This window comes from Verrucomicrobiales bacterium, from assembly GCA_016793885.1.
Taxonomy (GTDB): Bacteria; Verrucomicrobiota; Verrucomicrobiia; order Limisphaerales; family UBA11320; genus UBA11320.
This window is the reverse complement of the sequence record JAEUHE010000154.1, coordinates 33,159-55,944: the sequence shown is the minus strand read 5'-3', so window position 1 is coordinate 55,944 and position 22,786 is coordinate 33,159. Positions and strand designations below refer to the sequence as shown.

The 22,786-nt window shown below is 58.8% G+C and carries 18 protein-coding genes; 5 read left to right on the top strand and 13 right to left on the bottom strand.

Going from position 1 to position 22,786, the window contains the following annotated elements; genetic code table 11:
* Window positions 1-147: 147 nt before the first annotated feature.
* The 5 genes from JNN07_18310 (at window position 148) to JNN07_18290 (ending at window position 3,837) form a co-directional block, all read left to right on the top strand.
* A complete protein-coding gene (locus JNN07_18310; protein ID MBL9169700.1) occupies window positions 148-1,572 on the top strand; it encodes a hypothetical protein in 1,425 nt (474 codons plus the stop codon).
* A 94-nt stretch (window positions 1,573-1,666) separates the two neighbouring features.
* Window positions 1,667-2,005: a hypothetical protein gene (locus JNN07_18305; GenBank protein MBL9169699.1), complete on the top strand. Its 339-nt coding sequence runs from the start codon at window positions 1,667-1,669 to the stop codon at window positions 2,003-2,005.
* A 38-nt stretch (window positions 2,006-2,043) separates the two neighbouring features.
* On the top strand, window positions 2,044-2,358 hold the full coding sequence (locus JNN07_18300) for a hypothetical protein (GenBank protein ID MBL9169698.1): 315 nt from the start codon (window positions 2,044-2,046) through the stop codon (window positions 2,356-2,358).
* A gap of 110 nt (window positions 2,359-2,468) precedes the next feature.
* Complete coding sequence (locus JNN07_18295) at window positions 2,469-2,669, top strand: hypothetical protein (GenBank protein MBL9169697.1); 201 nt, start codon at window positions 2,469-2,471, stop codon at window positions 2,667-2,669.
* Between the two features lie 160 nt (window positions 2,670-2,829).
* Window positions 2,830-3,837 (top strand): glycosyltransferase family 4 protein, encoded by a 1,008-nt coding sequence (locus JNN07_18290; protein MBL9169696.1) that lies wholly within the window; start codon window positions 2,830-2,832, stop codon window positions 3,835-3,837.
* Between the two features lie 229 nt (window positions 3,838-4,066).
* Here JNN07_18290 and JNN07_18285 read toward each other — a convergent pair whose 3' ends face one another.
* The 13 genes from JNN07_18285 to JNN07_18225 all read right to left on the bottom strand — a co-directional run bounded on the left by JNN07_18285 (window position 4,067) and on the right by JNN07_18225 (window position 22,729).
* Window positions 4,067-4,237 (bottom strand): hypothetical protein, encoded by a 171-nt coding sequence (locus tag JNN07_18285; protein ID MBL9169695.1) that lies wholly within the window; start codon window positions 4,235-4,237, stop codon window positions 4,067-4,069.
* Complete coding sequence (locus JNN07_18280) at window positions 4,204-5,682, bottom strand: NADH-quinone oxidoreductase subunit N (GenBank protein MBL9169694.1); 1,479 nt, start codon at window positions 5,680-5,682, stop codon at window positions 4,204-4,206. The genes JNN07_18285 and JNN07_18280 overlap by 34 nt, the downstream gene beginning before the upstream one ends.
* Window positions 5,679-7,193, bottom strand: coding sequence for an NADH-quinone oxidoreductase subunit M (locus tag JNN07_18275; protein ID MBL9169693.1), 1,515 nt, complete (start codon window positions 7,191-7,193; stop codon window positions 5,679-5,681). Before JNN07_18275 ends, JNN07_18280 begins: the two co-directional genes overlap by 4 nt.
* A complete protein-coding gene (locus tag JNN07_18270) occupies window positions 7,193-8,755 on the bottom strand; it encodes an NADH-quinone oxidoreductase subunit M (GenBank protein ID MBL9169692.1) in 1,563 nt (520 codons plus the stop codon). The genes JNN07_18275 and JNN07_18270 overlap by 1 nt, the downstream gene beginning before the upstream one ends.
* A 45-nt stretch (window positions 8,756-8,800) precedes the next feature.
* Complete coding sequence (locus tag JNN07_18265; GenBank protein ID MBL9169691.1) at window positions 8,801-11,029, bottom strand: NADH-quinone oxidoreductase subunit L; 2,229 nt, start codon at window positions 11,027-11,029, stop codon at window positions 8,801-8,803.
* 9 nt (window positions 11,030-11,038) lie between these two features.
* A complete protein-coding gene (gene nuoK, locus JNN07_18260) occupies window positions 11,039-11,341 on the bottom strand; it encodes an NADH-quinone oxidoreductase subunit NuoK (protein MBL9169690.1) in 303 nt (100 codons plus the stop codon).
* A 12-nt stretch (window positions 11,342-11,353) separates the two neighbouring features.
* Window positions 11,354-11,869 (bottom strand): NADH-quinone oxidoreductase subunit J, encoded by a 516-nt coding sequence (locus JNN07_18255; GenBank protein MBL9169689.1) that lies wholly within the window; start codon window positions 11,867-11,869, stop codon window positions 11,354-11,356.
* A gap of 32 nt (window positions 11,870-11,901) precedes the next feature.
* On the bottom strand, window positions 11,902-13,113 hold the full coding sequence (gene nuoH, locus JNN07_18250; GenBank protein ID MBL9169688.1) for an NADH-quinone oxidoreductase subunit NuoH: 1,212 nt from the start codon (window positions 13,111-13,113) through the stop codon (window positions 11,902-11,904).
* A 35-nt stretch (window positions 13,114-13,148) separates the two neighbouring features.
* A complete protein-coding gene (locus JNN07_18245; protein ID MBL9169687.1) occupies window positions 13,149-13,868 on the bottom strand; it encodes a 4Fe-4S dicluster domain-containing protein in 720 nt (239 codons plus the stop codon).
* Between the two features lie 349 nt (window positions 13,869-14,217).
* A complete protein-coding gene (locus tag JNN07_18240) occupies window positions 14,218-14,886 on the bottom strand; it encodes a DUF1275 domain-containing protein (GenBank protein ID MBL9169686.1) in 669 nt (222 codons plus the stop codon).
* 17 nt (window positions 14,887-14,903) lie between these two features.
* Window positions 14,904-15,530 carry an NADH-quinone oxidoreductase subunit C gene (locus tag JNN07_18235; GenBank protein MBL9169685.1) on the bottom strand — a complete coding sequence of 209 codons (627 nt, stop codon included), beginning with the start codon at window positions 15,528-15,530 and terminating at the stop codon, window positions 14,904-14,906.
* A gap of 351 nt (window positions 15,531-15,881) precedes the next feature.
* The gene (locus JNN07_18230) at window positions 15,882-21,719 is read right to left on the bottom strand and encodes a lamin tail domain-containing protein (GenBank protein MBL9169684.1); all 5,838 of its coding nucleotides are present in this window, start codon (window positions 21,717-21,719) and stop codon (window positions 15,882-15,884) included.
* Window positions 21,720-21,991: 272 nt separating this feature from the next.
* On the bottom strand, window positions 21,992-22,729 hold the full coding sequence (locus JNN07_18225) for a radical SAM protein (GenBank protein ID MBL9169683.1): 738 nt from the start codon (window positions 22,727-22,729) through the stop codon (window positions 21,992-21,994).
* Window positions 22,730-22,786 lie beyond the last annotated feature (57 nt).

The window sequence follows — 22,786 nt, the reverse complement described above, 5'->3', positions numbered from 1 at the left end:
GGCTACGCGGGCCTTGAATTCGGGTTCGTGTCTTTTCCGTTTGGCTTTCATTATGTGTCGCTGTGGTTTGGGTTTAACACCCACACCCTTCAGCCACAATCATAGCTTAACCCCTGGCCCGGTTTTCGGGGTCCGCCTCACTTCACTATGTCATTAATTGATGCGCTGCTACTGGATCCACCAAGGATTGATGTGTGGGTCACCGTAAGATCGGGCGGTTCCGCCGGAATTTTGGGCACGGGCACGCAAAACGATCCTTTCACTGTTTTGGCGAACACTCCCGCCGATTTCGATGCTTTATGGGCCACGTCACCCACGACAAGAATCTCAAACAACAGCTGCGTTCATCTGGGGCCAGGAGTATTTCAAACCACGGGTTATTACGACGGTATTTCGGGGGGATGGCAGTTGCGCCCCGGCATCCGGATAGTGGGTTCCGGCATTGATGTGACGACCATCCAACTTGTCAATACCACTGCGTCCAAAAACATCTACGCGGTCGGACATGCTCTGACTACGAGTGCTGACTATTGTGAGGTCAGCTCGCTGACCATCGATTGTAATTTTTCGGCGAACAGCGGTGCTAGCTCATTTGGAGCTGTCCGGATCATGGGAAACCACTCGCGTGTCGTTCAGGTTAAGGTCAAAAACTGGGGAAGCAAACAATCCAGTGGGAATCTGGGTTACGTGATCGGTATGCTTACGGGCGACGGAACGAACCTCTCGAGTGCGGTGACGAACTGCGGGATCCAAGACTGCATCGTCATCGAGCCAGGATCGACGTGGACACGGCATATGACGGCGCTTCATGTTGGTTTCCCGGAAGGAAATTTTACGCAAGTTGATGGAACAAGCCCCTACATCAGAAACTGCTTTGTGGATGGCGGACGTACGACCATGACGGACGGAACGCCCGCAAATTACGCACGTGCGATGGCAATGGCATGGTGCAAGGGCGGCGTCGTTGAAGGAAACCAAATTCAAAACATTTTTCAGGGTGGTCCCTTCAGTACACTCGGGGCGGTCGATATCACTATAAGAAACAACACCTATCGGAACGTAGCGGCTGGACCAAATTTCCAGATGGCCGCGCCCGGCGGGGGGGTGTACGCGGTGAAGAGTTTGCTTATTGAAAATAATGTCATCGAACTAACCCCGGTTGATGTTAAACCAACTGGTATTTCAGATCGGTATGCCTTGGGAGTGATTACCTACAACAACAACTCGGGAGTTCCCTATGGCAACGTGATAGTTCGTAACAACAAGATTGGTTATCTCAACGGACAGACACCGGGTAATCAAAAAGGTAGTGGTGCCATGCTTATAGGAGTCAATAATTTGTTGGTACGAGAGAACGTGCTCGACCTTAATCCTACGCCACCTTCTCCGGCTTTACCAGGCCTGACGAACTTATCGAACAAGGCGTGCGTCTCCGTTCAGTATTTCGAAAACCGGGCTCCCGCGGGCAAACTGGTACAAGGATTCAAAGAAGAAAACAACAGTCTCTACACCGAGCTAGCAACCGACGCAGATGATGGATTTATACTTTCCCTCTTGCGTCATCGAGCTTGATCGAGTGTGTGCGGGCATGTCGCGAAACAGACATGTGCGAGACTCGATTCTGAAATACAAAATCGTCGAAGAGCCAGATATCCACTAAGAACCTATGGCAACAAATATCAAAGTCCTCAATGCACTTACCCCCGGCGTAATGCTTCTTACCACCAATAGCAGCACGAGCATATATTCACCGGTGTCTCCGAAATCCGCTTTAATATCGGGTGTGGCGATTTTTAATAATTCTACAACGAGTCTGACAGTAAGTCTCCTACGAGGGACAGTTCCGATCCACAAAACGGCGACGCTAGGGGCCTCTGCTTCTGCGTTCATGAGTGATGTGGTCGAGTTGGCGGCGGCGGAAGGCTTAAGTGCGCAGGCCTCTGCAACGCCAACAGGCGGTGGTGCTAACATCACCGTGCTGCTGTTCGGAATTGAAAGGGACTAGGTTCTCTCGGCGCCAACAACGATAATTCTCCAACTTCTATGCCATTCATTCTTAAGACTCTTGGATCCCTTTCCGGCGTGACTGGTCTTCAGACCATCTACACGGTTCAGGCGCCCGCGACATCTACGATTGTAAGCAACATTCGGTGCTACAGCGCGGGTGCAACCAATGTGGACCTCTATTTTCTGAAGGACGCAGCTGCAACCCCTGGGGTGCCATTTGCTCGAATTTCGTGTGGTGCGGCGACCCCCGCCATTTTCCCTGGTGAGATCACCCTGACTCTTGGAAACATTATCAAGGCCAGCTCTACAGGAACGTACGACCTTGTTGCCTTCGGAGCCGATCGTACCTGATCCATTGTGCTGAAGTGGTATCTGGATATCTCCCGGAACGGAATGTTTAGTCCCCAATGGTTCACCGCGTGTTTTGGTCTGAGTTGGAAGATCGCCGCAGATCAATTGGTATGAGCGATAACACTGTGCATCGCGCGATCCAACTCTATCTTCCTGAGCTCACGATCAGGAAGCTGAGACAGCGGCGATCCGATCCACAGAATTGGCCTGGCTCGTATGCGATGCCTGAACCGGGCTGGTGGGAGGGTTGTCACATCAGTGCCTACATTCCCGTGACCATTGATACCCAACACTTTGAGTCGCACGATTAGAATATTGTGGGTCAGCGACAGTCCGCTATTGGCGACAGGTTTCGGTCGAGTGAGTCGAGAGCTGACTACTCGTCTGGCGAAGAATCCAAGGTTTGAACTGGCTGTGGTCGGAGTTGGATATGATGGCTGGCCATACCCATCGTCGTCGTATCCACTCAGGATGTATCCTTCCTCGGCGGGCAGCCATGGTCAGGATTCCTTCGAACGAGCTGTCAACGAGTTCCAGCCACACCTTGTCATCAGCCTAGGGGAGATCTGGATGACACAGTGGATCCACACTCATTCCACACGAAAAGGCTTCAAATGGATCTCCTACGTCCCCGTGGATGCGGGCCCGCTCTATCCACCATGGGAGTCCGTCCTGATGGGGATGGATGAGATCGTCTGCATGTCCGAATTTGGTAGAAGTGTTTTAAAGACCGGCATCCCCTCAAAGCGGTCACATCTCATTTACCACGGCGTTGACACAGAGGTCTTTCAACCTCTTCCAAACCGAAGTGATATTAAGGGCCACCCACGGTTCCAGGGCAAATTTGTGGTCGGCTGCGTGGCACGTAATCAACCGCGAAAGAACATCCCTGCTTTGGTGAAGGCGTTCGCGCTGTTGGCAGCGAAGTACGACGATATCCACCTCTATCTCCACATGAATCCGTGCGATGTAGGTCACGACATTGTGACCCTGTTTCGCAGGTATGGTTTAGAGGGAAAAGCCGACGTGTGCAGCCCCGATTTCTCACTCGATAGGGCGATTCCAGATCCACATCTTAACCAGATTTACAACCTCTTCGACATATCCGCACTCCCAAGCAACGCAGAAGGTTTTGGGCTTCCGATCATCGAAAGCCTTTCGGCTGGCGTACCCGTGGTCGCCACCGACTACAGCGCCTGCTCTGAATTGGTTCGAGGGAGAGGAGAACTGGCGAGGATTTTGACAACCATTACCACGGGAACGAACGTCGTGGAACATGCGGTGATCGACCCAGACGACTTAGCGTGCTGCATCGAGAAATTGTATCTAGACCCCGGGCTGGTAGAAACGTACGGAACAGCGGGGCGAGAATTTGCCCGGACCTTGACGTGGGATAGTTTAATTCCGAAGTGGCTGGAGGTGATAAGTCTAACCTTGGGAGTTGATGTGTCATTCGTCTCGCGAGCGGAATGGAGTTAAACCCGGGCTGTCAAACTCGATCCTTTGTGAGCTCTGCGGCCTCTGTGTGAGACATCGGGGTTGGAGCGCCTTTTTCACCCGGAGAGCATAGAGGTCACACCGGGGATCCCGAGCCGGCAGTCAACTGGGAACCTGTTTGCCCACAAAGGCGCGGAGAGGAACCAACTGGGAAACAGGAGTGGTAACCACGGATTTCACGGATGACTCGGATGGGAAAGAATTCATCTGCTCAGGGATCCTGTTCCTGATCCGTGTGTTCCGCGGGCAACACCTCTCCCTCTCTCTCGTAATCGTAATCGTAATCGTAATCGTAATCGTAATCGTAATCGTAATCGCCCCCTCCGTCGGAAACTCGCCGCTCCCCCGTCACTGCCCCACCGGAAAACGGCTCAGGAGCCACTGGGGGAAACATCCCATCAGGATGACCGCCAACGCGCAGAGCCCAATCAACAATCGCGTCATCCAGGTGATGTCCAGAGTCTCGTTGGAATCGGGTGCAGGAGAGACAAAGGCCTGCTTGAGGATCTGGAGGTAGTAATAGAGCGCGACGCAGCTCATGGCCAACGCCAGCAGGACGAGCCAGAGCATGCCCATCGAGCCCGTCGTGGACTTGAGTGCCGCGGTGAACAGGTAGAACTTTCCGAAGAAACCCGCCAGCGGGGGAATGCCGGCAAACGAAAGAATAAACACCGCCAAGCAACCTGCGACATAGGGAGATCGACGGCTCAGCCCGGCACAGCGAGCCAGGGAATCGGCCCCGCCGTTCTTTTCCAAAATCGCCACAATTCCAAAAACACCCAGGCTCGCGATGGCGTAGGTGACGACGTAAAACATCAACGCCTGCGTGCTGGCGGGCTGATTGCCCGACAGTCCGACGAGGATGTAGCCGGCTTGGGCGATGGCCGAATAGGCCAGGATGCGGCGCAGGCTGGTTTGTGCCAAGGCGGCCAGATTCCCGATGATCATCGACGCCGCGGCCATAAGGGCCATCAGCGGAATCCAACCGGGCTGGAACGCCCGCCAGCCTCCGGCGCCTGCCACGGCAGGAAGGCCGCTCATCATCAGCTTGCCCAGCAGGAAGAAACTGGCCACTTTCGAACCACTGGCCACGAAGGCGGCTGTCGAGATGGGCGCTCCCTGATAGGTGTCGGGTGCCCACAGATGAAAGGGCACCGCAGCGATCTTGAATCCCAGCCCCGCCGCCACCAGAACCAGGGCTACATAGAGGATGGGCTCGGCCGCTTGGGCACCGAGCTTGGCAGCCATGGGCGTGAGTGAGATCTCCCCGGATATTCCATAGAGCAGGCTGATCCCGTAGAGCAGGGCGGCGGCCGCGATCCCGCCAAACAGATAATACTTCAACCCTGCCTCCACACTCTGCAGGGATCCTTTGTGGAAGGCGGTCATGGTGTAGAGGGAGAGGCTCAGCAGTTCCAGGGACACAAACGCCACCAGCAAATGCTCTGTGCTCACCAAGGCAAACAGTCCGACTGCGCTCAGCAGCAGGAGAACGAAATATTCCCCAACATGGCGGGTGAAGGATTCTTCGCGGCTCAGCCACGCGGTCCCCACGGTTAACCCCAGGAGAATTCGCTTGAGAAAGATGGACGGACCAGAAACGACCCACAGTCCTTCCTGGAGGTTCACGTCGCTCCCAGCTCGACTTAAGGACCATCCTACCGCACAGCCACCCACCGTGGTGAGCAGTGCCGCCAAAGTCTTGCGGAAGGACACTGGCCAGCGCCGCCAGAGGGTCAGGTCGGTCCCCAGCACCACTAAAGCGGTGGCGACCAGGAGGAACTCGGGAAGCAACGTCCGGAAAATATGGAGGTAGTCGGTAGTCACTCCAAACCTCCCGCTTTTCGCAGACCGTCGAACAGGGGCGAGCTGAAGGCCGGAACAATCCAGTCCAGCAGCAGCCGCGGATAAAGTCCAATGGCCAGGGTCAGAGCGATCAGGAACAGGGCGCCGAAGCGCTCGGGAACCGAGATGGGAGTGGCATGGTCTCCTTCGGTGAGGGCCCGCGCCGCCGGCAGGTTCAGATCCGCTTCGCCACTCGCCACGCCGTAAAAGGTCATCTGGATCACCCTGAGCGTGTAAGCGACGCCGACCACGATGCCGATGCCCGACAAGACCGCCAGCCCCGGGTAGACCTGCCACGCTCCGATCAACACCTTCATCTCCGCGACGAAGCCGCTAAAACCAGGAATCCCCATCGAGGCGAGTCCCGCCAAAACGAACGTGACGGCGGCAAACGGGAATGCGGTGCTCAGGCGCAGGCGTTGGAGTTCCATCAGATCCCGAGTGTGGGTGCGGTCATAAACCATGCGGCCCGCGACGGCGAACAGCAGTCCCCCGATGATACCATGGGAGAACATCTGCAGGACCGCCCCGCTGAGCCCTATCGTCGAGAGCGTCGCCATCCCCAGCAGCACGAAGCCCATATGGCTGACACTCGAATAGCCGATGACATATTTCAGGTCTTTCTGGGTCAGCGCGACCAGCGCTCCGTAAAGAATGCCGACGGCACCCAGCGTGCAGAACACGCCGCGCCAAGCCATGGCCCCTTGGGGAAACAACACAATGGCCACGCGGAGGGCACCGTAAGCACCTAACTTCATGACGACGCCAGCCAGGAGCATGGAGGCTGCAGTCGGGGCGGCGGAATGTCCCGTGGGCGCCCAGGTGTGAAATGGCCATAGACCCGCCAAAATCGCAAATCCCACGAACACCACCGGGAAGGCCCAGTACTGGAACGTCTCCGCGAAGGGAAACTGCGCCAGCTCGAGCAGGCTGAAGGTTTTAGCACCCGACACCACATAGGCCGCTACGAGTCCCGCCAGGACCAACGCACTTCCAATGAAGGAGTAGAGCGCGAGTTTCATGGCTCCATACTCGCGATTCTTGGAACCCCAGATGGCGATAAGGAAATACTTCGGGATGATCGCCAGCTCGTAGAACACGAAGAGCAGGAACAAGTCCGCACTCAGGAACACGCCAAAGCAACCGGCCAGGAGGAGCAAGTACAGGCAAAAGAATTCTCGGGGACGATGTTCAATGTTCCAGGAGAACAGGACCCCCACCGTGGCCGCGATCCCGGTGAGAATCACCAGGGTAAGGCTAATGCCATCGACGGCCAAAAAGTACTCGATCCCCAAACCCGGCACCCATGGGATACGAGTGATGGTCTGCAAGCCGCCTTCAACCGTCAGTCCCAACGCTCCCCCCAACGCGCATCCCAGGCAGGCGAGCGCCGTGACGAGGGCTGCGACGCGGGATGGCTGGGCATCGTCCTTGGGCAGCAGCCACTGGACAGCCGCCCCAATCAGACACAGATATATAGGCCAAGCGAGCATCAGAATCCCAACCCTTCTACCAAGGTCAACACCGTGGGGTTGACGAACTTCAACACGCACTGGGGATACACGCCAAGGAGGAAAATAAGGCCGATGGCGGGAGTTACCGTCAACCGCTCTTTCCAGCTTAGATCTGCAAATGTTTCTCCGGACGCTTTCAGTGGTCCGTGCCAGACTTTTTGTGCCAGCGTCAGTAAGAAAACCGCCGTCATGAGCAGGCCCCCGGTCGATAGGGCCGCCGCCCACGTGGTCAGCGCCACCGCCCCTTTGAAAATCAGCAGCTCTCCCACAAACCCGCTGAGCCCCGGAAGCCCGATGGAAGCGAAGAGCGCTATGCCCATCAATCCGCAGAAGACCGGTGCCACCTGTCGAAGGCCGCCAAAGTCGTCGATGTCTCGTCGGCCCCCGGAACGGAGTTCCAAGTAACCCACCATGCCGAACAAGGTCGCCGCGATCACGCCGTGATTGAACATCTGAAGCATCGCGCCGCTGAGGGCGGCAGATTTCTCCACCATCCATTTGGAATCGCCCGGAGTGATCTGCACCGCCGCCAGCACTCCCAGCCAGCAATAGCCCAGATGGCTGATCGAGAGGTAGCCCAGCATCCGTTTCAGATCTCGTTGGGCCATGGCAGCCAGTGCGCCCAGAACGATCGAGGCGATGGTCAACCAGAGCAGCGGCGTTTGAACCCAGCGCATTTGTTCGGGGAAAATCGGCAACAAGAGGCGCAGAACGCCGTAGAGCCCGAGTTTGGACATCACCCCGGTCAGGACCATGGTCACCGGGGTCGGCGCTTCCGAATACGCCAATGGCAGCCAGGTGTGAAAGGGCCAGATGGGGACTTTAACCGCGAAGCCCAGCAGGGCACCGCCGAACAGAATCAGCGCCAGTGTCCGGGTGGAGAGGGAGTACCAGGCGAGCTTGATGTTGAACAGCGCCGCCAAACCTCCATCCAGCCCCCGACCCTTCTCCGCGAGCTGCTGGAAATCGAAGGTTCCGGTGGCGACATAGGTTCCTAAGAAACTCAAGAGCAGGGCGATGCTCCCGGCCATGGTGTAGACAAAGAAGAGTCGGGCAGCTGGCCCTCGCTGTGGGCCGCCCCACAGCTTAATCAAAAAGTAGGCCGGAATCAGGCTCAGCTCCCAAAACAGAAACCAATGAACGAAGTTCAGGGCGGTGAATGCTCCGAAGAGGCCGGATTGCACCCACAGCATCAAGGCGTAGTAGAGGCTTTGGTTCCGAACGTCTGGGGCCGTCATCAGAGTGGCGAACGGAAGCACGAGCGCGGCCAGAGCGATCATCAACAACCCCAGCCCATCCACCCCCAAGTGGTAGTTGACCTGGATCGATGGGATCCAGCTGGCCTTCTCCACGAACTGCATGGCGGTTGCCGAGGTGTCAAATTGCCAGGCGACTCCAGCCACCAGCGCCAGCGCGAGACACTGAAAGAATAGTGCCAGACGTCTCGACCAGCGCTCGAAACGCTCATCCAGCCCCACGACCATCACTCCGCCCAGGAGCGGCACCACGGTCAGGCATGTCAGCCAAGGAAAGGACATCAATTCAGTCGTTGTTCGGTTTGGTTGATCGCGATCGATTCAAATCCACTAGCGCCAAAGAATCCACATCATAAGCCCAGCCATTCCCAGGGCGAGCGCCCGGAGGTAGCGGTGGGTTTGCCCATTCTGAATCCAGGAGGCCCACCGTCCGCCGCGCTGGATGCCGTCGCAGCCGCGGTCCCATCCCAGATTCACCGCAAAGTCGTCCATGAGCCGCACCACCCAGGCACCCGCGATCGAAAGCACCTTCACGTTGCGCACGGCTCCGGCGAGGACCTGACGGTCCAGCCAGTCGCTAAACCGGCCCGCTTGCCGACTCCAAAAGAGAAAGGATTTCTCGTAAAGCTCGTCGATGAAGAACCGACCACGCAGAACTGCGAACCAAACAGGCCGCGCGGTCTCCAACGGATCCTGCACGGCTAGATCCTCCCCCGGTCGACGCCCGTAGATCCAAACGCCCAGGCCGATGCCCAGCGCCACCAAGGCGACCGACAGCAGCATCACGGCCAGCACCCCCAGCGAAATGTGAGGCACGAAACTCACCGCATGCCCGCTCAAGAACGCATGAAACCAGGGCCACACCGGAGTGCCCAGGACGCTGAGTAGGACCGCGCCCGCGGCGAGCACCCCCAACGGCACGGTCATCACGGACGGGCTTTCGTGAACCTGATGGGCACTCGAATGGGACACGGGATGCGCGGAGTGACTTTCGTTCTGCGTTGAAGCAACGTCTCCCGCGTGACCGCGGTAGCTGCCCCAGAACACATAGATCATCTGGCGCGTCATGTAGAAGGCGGTCAAAACCGCACCGAGCAGTGCAAACACCAACGGCCATTTGGATCCACTCCACACTGCGGCGGAGTGCAGAATTTCGTCCTTGCTCCAAAAGCCCGAGAAGAGCAGCGGCACACCCGAGAGCGCCATCATTCCGATGGCATAGGTGAGGAACGTCAACGGCATGAGCCGGCGCAAACCGCCCATGTGTCGAATGTCCTGTTCCTCATGGCAGCCATGGATCACCGATCCGGCGCCCAGAAACAGCAAGGCCTTGAAAAAGGCGTGAGTGATCAGATGGAACATCCCCACCGCCACGCCTCCCGTGGCCAGACCCAGGAACATGTAGCCGAGCTGGGAAACCGTCGAATACGCCAGGATGCGTTTGATGTCCGTTTGAGCGACGGCAATGAGCGCGGCGAACAGCGCCGTAAAGCCTCCGATCCACGCGATGACGTGCAGAGCGAGCGAGACGGGCCGGGGAGCTTGGTCGGCCGAGTGCGGAACGGAAGCTGCGGGGGCGTGAGAGTCGGTGGATTTCGCCGCTGACGTGGTCGTGGCTGCCTGCGCGGAACCGCCCGAAGCCGCCGCCGGGGAGCCTGAAGCCTGAGCCATCACGGCGGTGGGGGCGGGCGGGGGCAGGGCCGAGACAATCGGATACACTCTGGCCATGAGGAACACTCCCGCTGCGACCATCGTGGCTGCGTGGATGAGGGCGCTAACCGGAGTGGGACCCTCCATCGCATCGGGAAGCCAGACATGGAGGGGAACCTGACCCGACTTGCCGATCGCCCCGCAGAAAATCAGCAGTGCGATGCCCGTGCTGGCCACCAGTCCGGCGCCGATGCTTTTACCGACCAGTTGAGCGATGGCCGACGCTTCAAGGCATCCCGCACCGGCGTCGTAGAAAAGCAATGTGCCTGTGTCCGAATACAGCCAGAGCATGCCCAGGAACAGGCCCATATCCCCGATGCGAGTGGTGATAAACGCCTTCTTGGCCGCCGCTGCGGCGGATGGTTTCTGAAACCAAAATCCGATGAGCAGGTAAGAGGCGAGGCCTACCAGCTCCCAGCAAATAAAGAGCAGGAGCAGGTTGTTGGCAATGATCACTCCGAGCATCGCGGCCGCGAACAGCGATAAGAAACAGAAGAAACGCGTGAAGTTGGCGTCGTGGGCCATGTAGCCGACGCTGTAGATGAAAATCAGGGTCCCGACGAACGTCACCATCACCAGCATGACCGCGCTCAGGGGATCGAGCAGCCAGCCCAGCCGCAGCGCCGTCGACCCAAACTCGAGCCAGGTGAAGTTATGGACGAGCGGCGTTCCGTGCGCTGAGCTGGCTGTTGCCATCGCTGCGCAGGACAGCAAGAACGACAGGCCCAGCGCGCCGATGGCCAGGGTGGCGGCCGGGCGCCGGCCCGCTCGTGGAATGAGCGCGATCAGGCCCGCTGCCAGCAGCGGCAGGCCCGGAATCAGCCATAGATTGTTGACGATCCATCTCATGTTGGTGTCTTAGCCCTTCAACGAATCCATGGCATCGACGTTGGTGGTGCGATAATGCCGGTAGATGGCGATGACCAGGGCCAACCCTACTGCGGCTTCGGCTGCGGCAATCGCGATCGAGAAAATGGCAAACATCCACCCATTCAAGTCGTCGCCCTTCTCAGCAAACTTCCAGAAAGCGATGAAGTTCAAGTTCGCCGCGTTGAGCATCAGCTCAATTCCGATCAGCACCAAAATCGCGTTCCGGCGCATGAGAGCGCCGGCTAGGCCGATGCAGAATAACAGGGCGGAGAGTATGAGGTAGAAAGTCATGCGGTGGGTGAGTTAACTGGCCTCCTCGGTATCCTTCCCCTTCGGCTCGGGCATGGCGATCACGGTCGCCCCGATCAGGGCCGAGGTGAGCAGTAGAGCCATGATCTCCATGGGGATGACCAAGTCTTTCATGAGCTTGGCGCCGACTTCTTTCACCGTCGGTTTGGTCGAGTGGGCCTCTCGATCCGTCAGCGAGGGACTTCCAAGGATCGCTGCGCCCAGCACGATCGCCAGCAGCGCCGCTGTTCCCGCTCCCACATACCAGGAGGGCGAAAAGAAAGGCTTCGGCTCCTCCCCCCCGCCGCGCGTGAGCAGAATGGCAAAGACGAAGACAATGCCTACCGCCCCCACGTAGACCAGCAGCTGAACCAACCCCACGAATTGAGCGCTGAGATAGAGGAAGATCCCGGCCAGGCCCCCGAAAGCGAGGATCAAGGCGAGGGCACAATGGATCAGATTGCGCAGGGACATGGCGGCCACCGCTCCTGCGAGCGTGATCAAACCTAGAATGAATGAGACGGCGTCCATGTCTTTAAAAGGATTCCTAAGAAACCCTACTTTTAATCCGCATACCGATACACTCGCCTTCCGATTTCCTTCGCGGGCATCAAACCGCGGCTGATGGCCAAATAGGCCCCCGCGATGAGCACCGAGGTGACTCCCCACCGGGCTACGGGGTTACCCAAGAAGTGCCAGCAACCGGCGGCCAGCAGGTTAACTAGGGTCAGAGGCAGCATGAACTTCCACGCGAGATTCATCAACTGATCCATGCGAACCCGGGGTACCGTGCCTCGGATCCAGATAAAGATGGCGATGAGCACCACCAGCTTGCTGAGGAACCAGACCCAGGACGGCACCCAGGCGTTGAGGAAAGGAAAGGGCGCGCTCCAACCGCCGAGGAAGAGCGCAATCCCCAGGCTGCTGGCGGCAAAGAGCCCCAGGTATTCTCCCAGGAAAAACAGAGCGAACTTAAAGCCAGAGTATTCCAAATAGTATCCCGCAATGATTTCCGATTCGCCCTCCGGAAGATCGAAGGGGGAACGGTTGGCCTCCGCGCACGCAGCGACGAAGAAAAGCAGGCAGCCAGCGAATCCCCAAGGCGTGAAGACATGCCAGCTCGCGAGCCAATCGCCCGGCTGCCCGACCTGGGCGGCCACAATGGTCGGCAGAGACATGGACCCGACGAGCATCACCACCGTGAGGGCGGAGAGGATCAACGGGATCTCATAGCTGATCATCTGGGCGATCGCGCGCATCGCCCCCAGCAGCGAATACTTGTTGCGGCTCGACCAACCGGCCATGAAAACGGCGAGTTCAGTTGCGGCTCCGATAGCGAAGAAAAACAACAACCCGCTGTCGAGGTCGACCGGTACTAAATGTTTGCCGTAGGGGAGAACGGAGAAGGTGAGCAATACCGGAACGACCAAGATGATCGGCGCGATGAAGTGCACGAACGGGTCGGCTGCTCGAGGGACCACATCCTCCTTGGTGAGGGTCTTGATGCCGTCGGCCGCGAACTGGAGGAAGCCGGCAGGGCCTACACGATTGGGTCCGCGCCTATTTTGAATGCGCCCGAGTCCTTTGCGCTCGATAACCGTCGTCAGCGCGAAAAGCATGGGGAAAACCATCAGGATGGGAACGATGGATAGCAGGCTCGAGACGACCGGCTGCCACACATCGGGAAAATGAGTCAGAAAATCCGCCTTGGGCTGCGGCTGGTCGCTGACCATTTTCCACAGCATCGATAAGAAGCTCGTTAACAGATCCAGCATGGTGTCGTCGGGTGCGCTTCGGCTCAGTCGGGGGCTTAAGGTTTAGGCGGTTCGGGCGGAGTCGATGCCAACGGCGGTGGCGTTGGCTTGGGCTTAGGCGCGGGCGTCGGGGACACCGGGGCCGCTGCTGATCCCCCAGCACTCGCGGGAGCCGGGGCCGTTGCGGGCGCCGCCGCGGCTGCGGCAGCTGCCTTGGCTTTGGCCTCGGCATCGGCCTTCGCCTTGGCCTCCGCTTTCGCTTTTTCCGCGGCGAGCCGTCCGTCGACCTCGGCGGCATCGGTCGGATGAATCTTATGAAAATGGCGGTTGGGCTTTGCCAGTTGCGTCTTGTGAACGAGCAAACCTTCGAACCGGTCCGAGGTGGACAGCTCGAATTCGGTGTCCATCTTGATGGCATCGAACGGGCAAACCTCCACACAGATCTGGCAGCTCATGCACACCGAGATGTCGATATCGAAGACCTTGGGCTGAAACTGCAGCTTCCCGATGTAATCAGGTTTCTTGGTGGTGTCCTTGACGATCAAGATGCACTGAGGCGGACACTCCTTTTCACAGATCTGGCAGGCCACGCAGCGCAATCCCGACATGGGATCCTCACCGTCATAGACGAGAAACGGAAATTGGCGCGCGTTTTCCTGGGTGGGAATCCTCTCCTCGGGGTATTCCACCGTGGTCAGCCGGGCTTCATCGGTGTACGACCCAATGAAATTCCGGGCAGTCTCGACCATGCCTTTGACAATGCCGCCACCGAGCATGCGCGCAGAATAGTACAGAGTCTCAAGCGCTGAGAAGCCAGAAGTTTGCGAAAGATCAATACCCGCCTGTTCCACAGTACCGGGAGAGGCCTGTCCCCTCACTTGTCATTTGGGCGGTGGCCGGCACTTTCGTCGCACAACTCTCTCGAGGCGCTGGGGTAAGCCCTGGCGATTTCGACGTTGTTTCGGACAAGAACGGACTCATTGAGGATCCTGCCTCGGGGGAGTTAGTGACCAGGTGCGCTGGCCTACCTCGGGCAACCTCGACGCTGGCCCTACCCCCTACCAACTCGGTGAACGTACGTTCATCGAGTTGGTAGGGGGTCGTCGTGGGGGGAGGTAGAGGGGCTTAGGCGTCAACCGTATGCCGCAGACGGAATCGATGATAGGCGAATGCCAGCGTGAGGGTGATCAGTGCCGGGATAATCAAGGTGTCATAGGCCAGGTATTGAAAGACCGCCGCCGCGGCAATGCCTCCACACAGGAACCCGGAGATGATGTTCAGACAGAGTCTCAACCGCAAGAGATCGACGGGAATGCCTTTGAGGAAATGTCCCAGGAAAATACCTAAATCCGTGAACATTCCGGTCAAATGCGCGGTTCGCACGACCGAACCGCTGTACGTGCTGACAATGGCGTTCTGCAGGCCGATGGCACATGCGGCAAAATAGTCTCCCGCTGCGTTCTGCCCGCGGAGCAGGGGGACGGAAGCACAAAGAAGAAAGCTCTCCAGCAGCAATGCCACCCCGTAGCGACGTCCCAACTTCAGGCTGCTGTCCTGCACCAATAAACCGCTGATCACGGTTCCAGCTAGGAAAGACCCGATGGTAATCACGAGATGCAGGATCTCTGGCAGGTCCAAATCTGCTATCGCCGCAGCAAGAAGCGAGGTGGTGCCGGTGAGGTGGGTAAGGGCGCGGTGTTCAAATCCGAGCAGGCCGATGACATTGACCATTCCCGCTACAAAGGCGAGCACCCAGGTGCCAAACCAGATCCAGCGAGGAAGTTTTGACAGCATCGATACGCCGAGGGTTACTACGAAGGGGGCTGTTGTTTCTGGTGCTTCTCCAGGACGTCGTCATGCGCCGTGGGCTCGTATTCGTAGTCGTTCGGCTCCTGGTAGTCCTTGCGCATGGGATGATCCTTGAACTCGTCCCACATGAGGATTCGTCTTAAATCGGGATGCCCATCAAATCGAACCCCGTACAGGTCGAACACTTCCCGTTCCTGAAGCTCACACCCTCGCCACACGGGAGTTAAGGAAGGAAGATGGACGCCGTCAGCGCGGTTTTTCGTCCGCAGCCGCAAAATGACCGGGCCGTGTCGAAGCTCCATGGAGTAGAGATGATACACGACCTCGAGATATCCCGCTTTTTTGGTCTCGATCGTTTCCTCGACCTCCTTCTCCACCCCATCGACCACTTTCTTGACCTTGACCTTGGTTTTATCAACCCGATCCGGCCAATCGATGCCCGTCACGTTCGAGGCGAAATCCAAGCGCAGGCCGGGTGCCTCCTTCAAATGGCGAGCGATCGCGACCGCATGCAGCGGGTCGACGAGCAGGGAAGGCTGATTGCAGGGGGCATCGTTGGGCACGAGTTCGAGCTTGGCGCCTGGGACGGCGCCCTCGATCCGGGCCTTGAGCTGGTCGAGCGGTTCCATGGACTCGAGTTAACTCCAGCCGCTTAGCTGACGGAAGCTCTAAGTGGGGAAGGGGGTGAGTGGGGGTGTGATTATTTCCGGGGGAGGCTGTTGCTGTTCCAAGGTCCGAGAAGCCGATCGTTCTCTTGTTTGGAGTTCCGCCTTCAGGCGGAAAGGCGGAGGAAATATCCTAGCGGCATAGATTTTAGCCAACCAACAGACATCCCTCCCCAGGGAACCGCCTAAAGGCGGAACTCCATACGGGGTCGAGCCTCACCCGGACTTAATCACACCCGGTAAGTGGGGCGGGGTCTCAACTGGGCGAGATCCGTGCGTCCGGCTCGGGATCCCCCGATCCCCCCCATTCATCTCCTACTCCGCCACCACGCGATAAAAGCGGTGCGGGATTGCCTCCCCGCTCACACTCGCCTGAAACCGGAGCAACTCGCCGGTTCCTGCGACCCAATCGCCGACGGGACGCCACTCTGGATCGCTCAACGAATTCTTGGTCTCCAATCGATACCGATAGCCCGTGCGGCCTGACACCTCCCAGTGGATCTGGCTGCCTCCCACCAGGCTGACATTGCGAAGAATCGGGGCCTCGGGAGGGGCTCGGTAGAAGTTGGGCTGCCCGGGCGTAGGCGTCGTGAGCGGCAACAACACCGATGCCGCATCCGGAAAGCGACCTTCGGAAAGATCTTCGATCTGGGATTCGAAGACCACCGCGTCCACCACTTTTCCGGATGGGTCGCGCAAACTGATCGCCTCCCCCGCTTGCGACAACTTGAAGTTCACATGCAAATCTCGCGTGCTGGCGGAATTCTGATCCGTTTCCTCATCCGCCCAAACGAGCAAAAAGCCGCGTGGTGGCAGGACATAATTCCCGTTCGTCGGAACGACGAATCCGCCGGCAGCGGTGGCTCGATCCGACAGAAGGTATCCACTCAGGTCGATCGCTGTGGTTCCCGGATTGTAAAGCTCGAACCAATCCTCGAAATCGCCATCGGCCGGGTCTGACAGCGTGCGTGTGTTCGAAGCCATCCACTCGTTGATCCGTAACCCCGGCTGGGACGGCGGATCTCCTTGGAAGATCACGGTGATCTGGCGGGTGTAGTTCGACAAGATGTTGCCGTCGTGGTCCAAGGCTTCCAAGGTCAGCCGATTCGTGCCGGGCTGCGCGGTGACCTGGAGGGTAAAATTGGTGGGGCCTCGCGAAGTGCCCGTCCAAGTGGTGGGGACAACTTGACGATTGACCACCCAGGAACGGACTTCGATGCCAGCTTGGCCGCTGACCAAAACCGGGTTATTAGTGGCCCCGATCTCCAGCGGGGTGGTGAGCCGGAAAAAGTTGGTGAGGCTCCTCATCTGAGTAAGGGCATAGCGGCGTCGTTGGATGAGGAAGTCTGCAAAGGGCGCGAAATCCTGCTGGCACAGTGCGCCGTAATGGGTTGCCCATCTTACCGCAGTGCCTGGGGTGCAGACAGTGTTCGCCAGATCGAGCACATGAGCGTAAAATCGGCGTGCGTTTCCCGGAAGTTCGATCACTTTGGCGAAGCGGACCGGAGACCCGATTCCGTTGCTGGCGCTCCACAGCGGGGCGGTGGTCTCGATGGTGAACGAGCTGTCCAAGTCCCAAGGCAGTGCCAACACGCGGCCGTCCTCGGGGCGCTCATACAGCCGGAGGTTGTGATTCCAATACCGCATATAGACGTCGATGCTTCCGACGAGTGTATGCACCGCGAAGTGCCGGAGCCACTGCTCCACATCAATCGCTTCCTGAGTCGCTTGATCCAACTGAGCTCCGGTGAGGGTGAACGCTTTGGCCACGCGGATAAGCGGCACATAGTCGTCGCGATCCCGATGATTTCGGAGCTGGAAGTTCCAACGATAGGTCTCCTTGTCGTCGCCCAGGTCTTGAATATCGGGCTGACCAAAGTCGTGGTTGTAGGGGAAGTTGAGCTTCGGGGCTTCGGCGTTGCCGGTGGTGGTTCCGTTTGGACTATAGAGCAGATCCATGTTCCAGACCGAACCCTCGTCGCCGTTTTTCCATTGGGAGGATAGAAAATCTTCGGTGTTCCGGCTGAGGGCGATCAGGGCAAAGCCATTGTCCTGGGGGCGCGGCATCTGCACCGACGTCACGTCGTCAAAGAGCCCGCCCACACCACCTCCGGCTTGATTGAAGAAATACTTGCCCAGAATTTCGCGTCCCGCACCACCTCCTGACCGTTCCAGCGCAATCGTGCCATGAACCCCGCGGAATGGTTGGGCGGGATCGAATTCCAGGTTGCAGCCGGTTTCCGTGTCGTTGTTTCGACCAAAGGCACTGCCCTTGAGCCTCAACCCCACGTTGTAAAACACCTCCCGATCATTGTAGATCACGGTGGCGCCGATCCGCTCGTTACTCATTCGGTTGGTGGGTTGGTAAAGCCAGTTCGCGTCGGCCGCGGTGGTCAGCACCCGCATTCGATGCAGTGTCCCCGGGCTGTTCGGGAAGGCCTCCACGGTGTAGAGGGCGCGGGATCCCAGGCCCTCTGCGGGAATAAAAGAAGTCCGCCCGAGAAGGTCATTCGCCTCGACGTAGAACTGGATGCGCGCGCCCTCCTTCTGGGGAGGGATCTGGGCCGTCCACACACCTTTTGGGTGAACAGGCGTCATGGGTTCCTTGCGCCAGGCGGCTCCGTCCACCGAATACTGAAGCAGCACGTTTGCTAGGCCGTCCGGGTCCTGGGCGTTGACTTGCACGGATACCGCTTGGCTGGGACCCGGAACGATCGGTGAGTGCCGCAGGCCATCCAGTGTAGGGCCCAAGTTGTCCACGAAGCGTGAATTCTGGGCGCCGGGTGTGCCCGAACGTGGAGGCGTCGCGATGACATGCGTTCGTTGAAGGAAATTGAAATACAAGCGCGTGTTGAGCAGCGGGGTTCCGGCGACCCACTTGGCCCGAAAAGAGATTTCATACTCTCTCCCGGAAACCACCCGTGCGACGGTCGTGCCCTTTTTGAGGGTAGTCTCGGCATGGTTGTGGAGGTAATCGGTCGCCCCCGTCGCCACCAAGTGCAGACATTGATTTCCAGGGTTGGTGGGATCGGTCACCACTCGAGTTCGACCATGGGCGCCATGATTTCCCCCTATGCGCCATTTGGCGGGCAGGCTTCCGGGGATATCCGTATCGAAGCTCCCGTTCTGAATGAGCGCTACCGGCGTCCCATTGGGGGCCTCGGTAACCCGGATATCGTCCAACAAAAGCTCTCCGGAATCTAGTAGCCCGATCACCAGTTCCTGAAATTGATCGTTCCCTACGTTGTAGCCCGGATTCTGTGCCGCCACTCCTCGGTAGGTGTAGGTCTGCCAACTGCTGTGGGAACTCTCATCGCTGGAGGCCCACGCCTCAGGCGAACGATGGTCGGCCCTGGGATCGCGCAGCTCCAGGCTCGAGCCTCCGCCATCCGCATTTACCGGCCAGCGTCCTCCGTCGCGATAGACGATCTCATCCGCCCTTTGTCCGGCCTCGTCTTCCAGCCATACTCTGCCTTCCTTGGAGGATAGCTTGCCTACCCACGGACCCCAGGCTTGGACATTGGGCCAGGTGGCTTCGAAGCGGGCGATGTTGTTCGCAACGATAAGGTATTTCCCGGCCGACAGCACCACTCCCGCGGGAAAGGTAAACTGAATATCGCCGCCAATTCTCCACCCTCCGAGTTTGGCGTCCTCCCCGCCACGGTTGTAGAGTTCGATCCACTGATCGGTGGATTCTTCCTGACGGCCATCCGGATATCGAGCGGGAGCATGATAATGGATTTCATTAAAGCCGACTTCTAGCGGGCGAACGATTGGATTGGTGGTGCCGAGACTCGTTACTGTGGTTCGCTGCCATTCTCCAGCGCTGTCGGGAAGTCTGGCCTGGGGCCACTCTTGAACAATCTGGGCGTCGAGCAGCCGTTGCTTGGTCGCATCGTAGAGGACGATTCGATCTCCCGCGGCAAGCCTTGCACCAGCCGGCAACGCCTCCACCATCCAATGCTCCCCGGGCGAGACCCGACGCGCGGGGATGGTGACGTCGCGTGTGGAGGTGGCGGAACTGAACGAGACCATCAATGCTGGCAGATCGATGATCCGGTCGGTGGTGGTGGCCAACTCGACGCGCGGGGGATTGTCGCGCGCCGCCGGGATCTCATTCAACACGACCGGGGGCGCAGCGGCGACGGGCGGGAGGTTTGTCGACGTCGTGGTCTTCGATGGGACATTGAGCGCCCAGATCGCGTTCGTACCCCCGGCGCGGATGCTCTGCAGCTCCGCGAAGGTGAGGGCGCGCGAGAACGCGAAGACGTTGTCGATCAGCCCCTGAAAGGGATCGCTCCCGGTGGGCCCGCGACCGATGGTCAGTGCCGTGACCGTTGCGTTCTGGGTGGCCTCTCCGGTAAACAACTCGTCATCCACCACGAAGCGAGTGGAAGCGCTGTGCGCATCGTAAACGACAGCACAGAAAGTCCAGGTGTCGTTGGTGGTGGCGGGCCGACCCGCTATCATTCCCACCCCGTCGCCTGCGGGCACGGCATAGCGTGTGATTCCGGACTCCGTCTCACCCACCCGTGAATCCAGATGCAGTCCCCGTTCGAAGGCTCGGCTGCTGGTGGAGAGAACCCGACGTCGGTAAGGGGTGGCCACCGCTGCAGGCTTCACCCACGCGCCTAGAGTTAGTTGAGGGTGACTGCGGGGCCCCAAGTCAACGGGGATGCCTACCCCACCTCCGGCAAATCGATAGGCTTCTCCTTCTCTGCCTGCGCCGCCCGCTGTCAAGCTGACCGCTCCATTGGTTGTTCCGATCCGACCGTTTCCGCTCACATCTTGGGCACCGCTGTCGAAGGGTAGCAGGACGAGCAACGGCAGCTCTGCCGTCGGTGCGTCGGGAACGGTGTTGGTCGCTACGGATAAAACACCGGCTGCCCCCTGGGTTCGAATCGTGGCGATTTCATTACTGGAGAGGGCACGATTGAACAGGAAGACGTTGTCGATCCACCCATTGAAGAACTCGATGCCTTGAGGGTGAGCGCCCACCCGCACGATCGAGCTCGAAGGGCCGTGCGAGGCCGCTCCCGTGTAAGTGTTCGTTCGAACGTAGAGCGTGGTCCGGGCTTTGGTGGAATCAAACACGGCGGCTACGAAGACCCAGCCATCACTGGTGCGCGCTTGGGGGCCTATGACCAAACCCGTCGCGGCACCGCCGAAGGCACCGTAGCGGGCTACGCCCGATTCATCCGGGCCGCTACGCGAGTCGATGGTGAGCGCTCGGTCATAGCCTCCGTTGTCCGTGGAAAGAATCTCGTTGCGAGCGGGGCTGCTGAGACCAGCGGCTTTGACCCAGGCGCCAATGGTTACCTGAGGAAACAGGCTGGGGGTGAGGTTGACGGGCAGATCGATGAACCCCTGACCATTGAACCGGTAGGCGTTTCCCTCATAGCCACTGTTGTCGGTCGTGCGATTGGCCCCCGTGGGGGAGACTGTTCCATCACGGCCGTTTCCGCTGATATCCTGCGGGCCATCGTCGAAGGGGTAAAAGGCCAGCAGTGAGCCTATGGACTCCGGAGCCTTGGACTCTGGAAGCACTGGCCACTCGATTCGGCCTGGGGTCCCCCCGGGTTGCGAACTGACGGTCCATGATTTCGGGTTCGCACTGTCCAGGTTGGCGCTCCGTTTCACCAACGTGAACCCTGTGCCATCGGCCCCAACCGGCCAAGGAGGAGTGTCCGAGTAGGAGAGTTCATCCATGCGTCGGTCGTTCTGGGCGATGAGCTCCAGCCGTTCTCCGCCATTGGAAAGATTCCCGGTCCACGGTCCGAACACGGTGGCTATCCCGGCCTTGGCTGCCAGATCAGTCGGTTTCGAAGCAATGACCAGCGTTTGGCCCCCCGCCAGGATGGTTTTGGGAGGGAATTGGAATTGGACCGCTCCAGCAATGTGCCATCCCGAGAGATCGAGATCCGTCGCATTCTGGTTGATCAGCTCGATGAATTCGCCCGCGCTATCTCCATCCTGTGGATGGTAGTGGATCTCGTTGAACACCACCACGCTCTCAGCCTTGCTCAGGAGCGTGCCGGCCAATCCGAGCCAGCTGAGCAGGAGCCAGCGCCGCAAAATGGTTCCCGGAGTGAGACGTAGGGGAAGAGAACCAGCAGGAGCAGTGTCAGACAGGGCGTGAACAGCGGGAGTCATGAGTTTGATCTTTGTATCACTGCGGGCGTTGCGCAGCAACGAAAAGAGGGCTCTGGCGAGCGAATGGGGTGTGATTATTTCCGCGCGAGGCTTGGTTCCTTGTATGGAGTTCCGCCTTCAGGCGGAAAGGCGAGCGAGTTGGGCCACTATTGTAGAATATGGCCGTCCAATGGTCACCAATCCCCAGGGGACCGCCTAAAGGCGGAACTCCGTACAAGAGGACGATTGTCTCGTCGGACCTTTGAATCGTAATGCCCTCGCCTGGAAAAAACTCACACTCCCCGCTGGTCTGGCGCCCACACAATCTTGTGCATTTGTAGCTGGAACCGGACCGGCAAGGCGTCCGCGATGATCTGCTCGACCAGTTCTTTGCGTCCAATGGGTGTTTGGCCTTGCGGCACCCGCTTGAGGGAGGCCTCCTGTTGTTCCGGGCGCAAGGGATAAACCCAGGAAAAGAGCAGTGGGCAGCGTTCGTGCAGGGTGTGCTGGGTGATCGCGGCTTTGGCCCATTCGTAATCCTCGTGGGTGCCAATCACGAACTTGACCTCGTCGGTCGGCTGGAGCAGCTCGATGTTGGCCCAGCGATTTCGATCCACTTCTCCGCTGCTGGGGCATTTGAGATCCATGATGCGGTGAACTCGGGGGTCCACTTTTCCAATGTCGTGGGCTCCACTGGTCTCCAGAAGTACGGTAAAGCCCCGGTCGCAAAGGAGCCGCATGAGATCCAGGCTGGCGGGTTGCAGGAGGGGCTCGCCTCCGGTTAGTTCGACCAAGGGCAGCTTCTGACTTCCGGCGGTGCGGGCGTAAGGGGCGGCGAGTTCATCGATCCGACGGAGAATGGACTCCAGCGGCTGTCGTTTACCCTCCGTGAAGGCATAGGCGGTATCGCAATAGGAGCACCGGAGATTGCACGCTGTCAGGCGGACGAACACACACGGCACGCCGGCAAAGGTGCTTTCCCCCTGCAGGCTTATATACACTTCGTTGACCACCAATGATTCGGAACCCATGCACGAAGCTTATCTGGAGACATCGCATCCGCCAAACTCCTTTCGTGCCACCGCGGT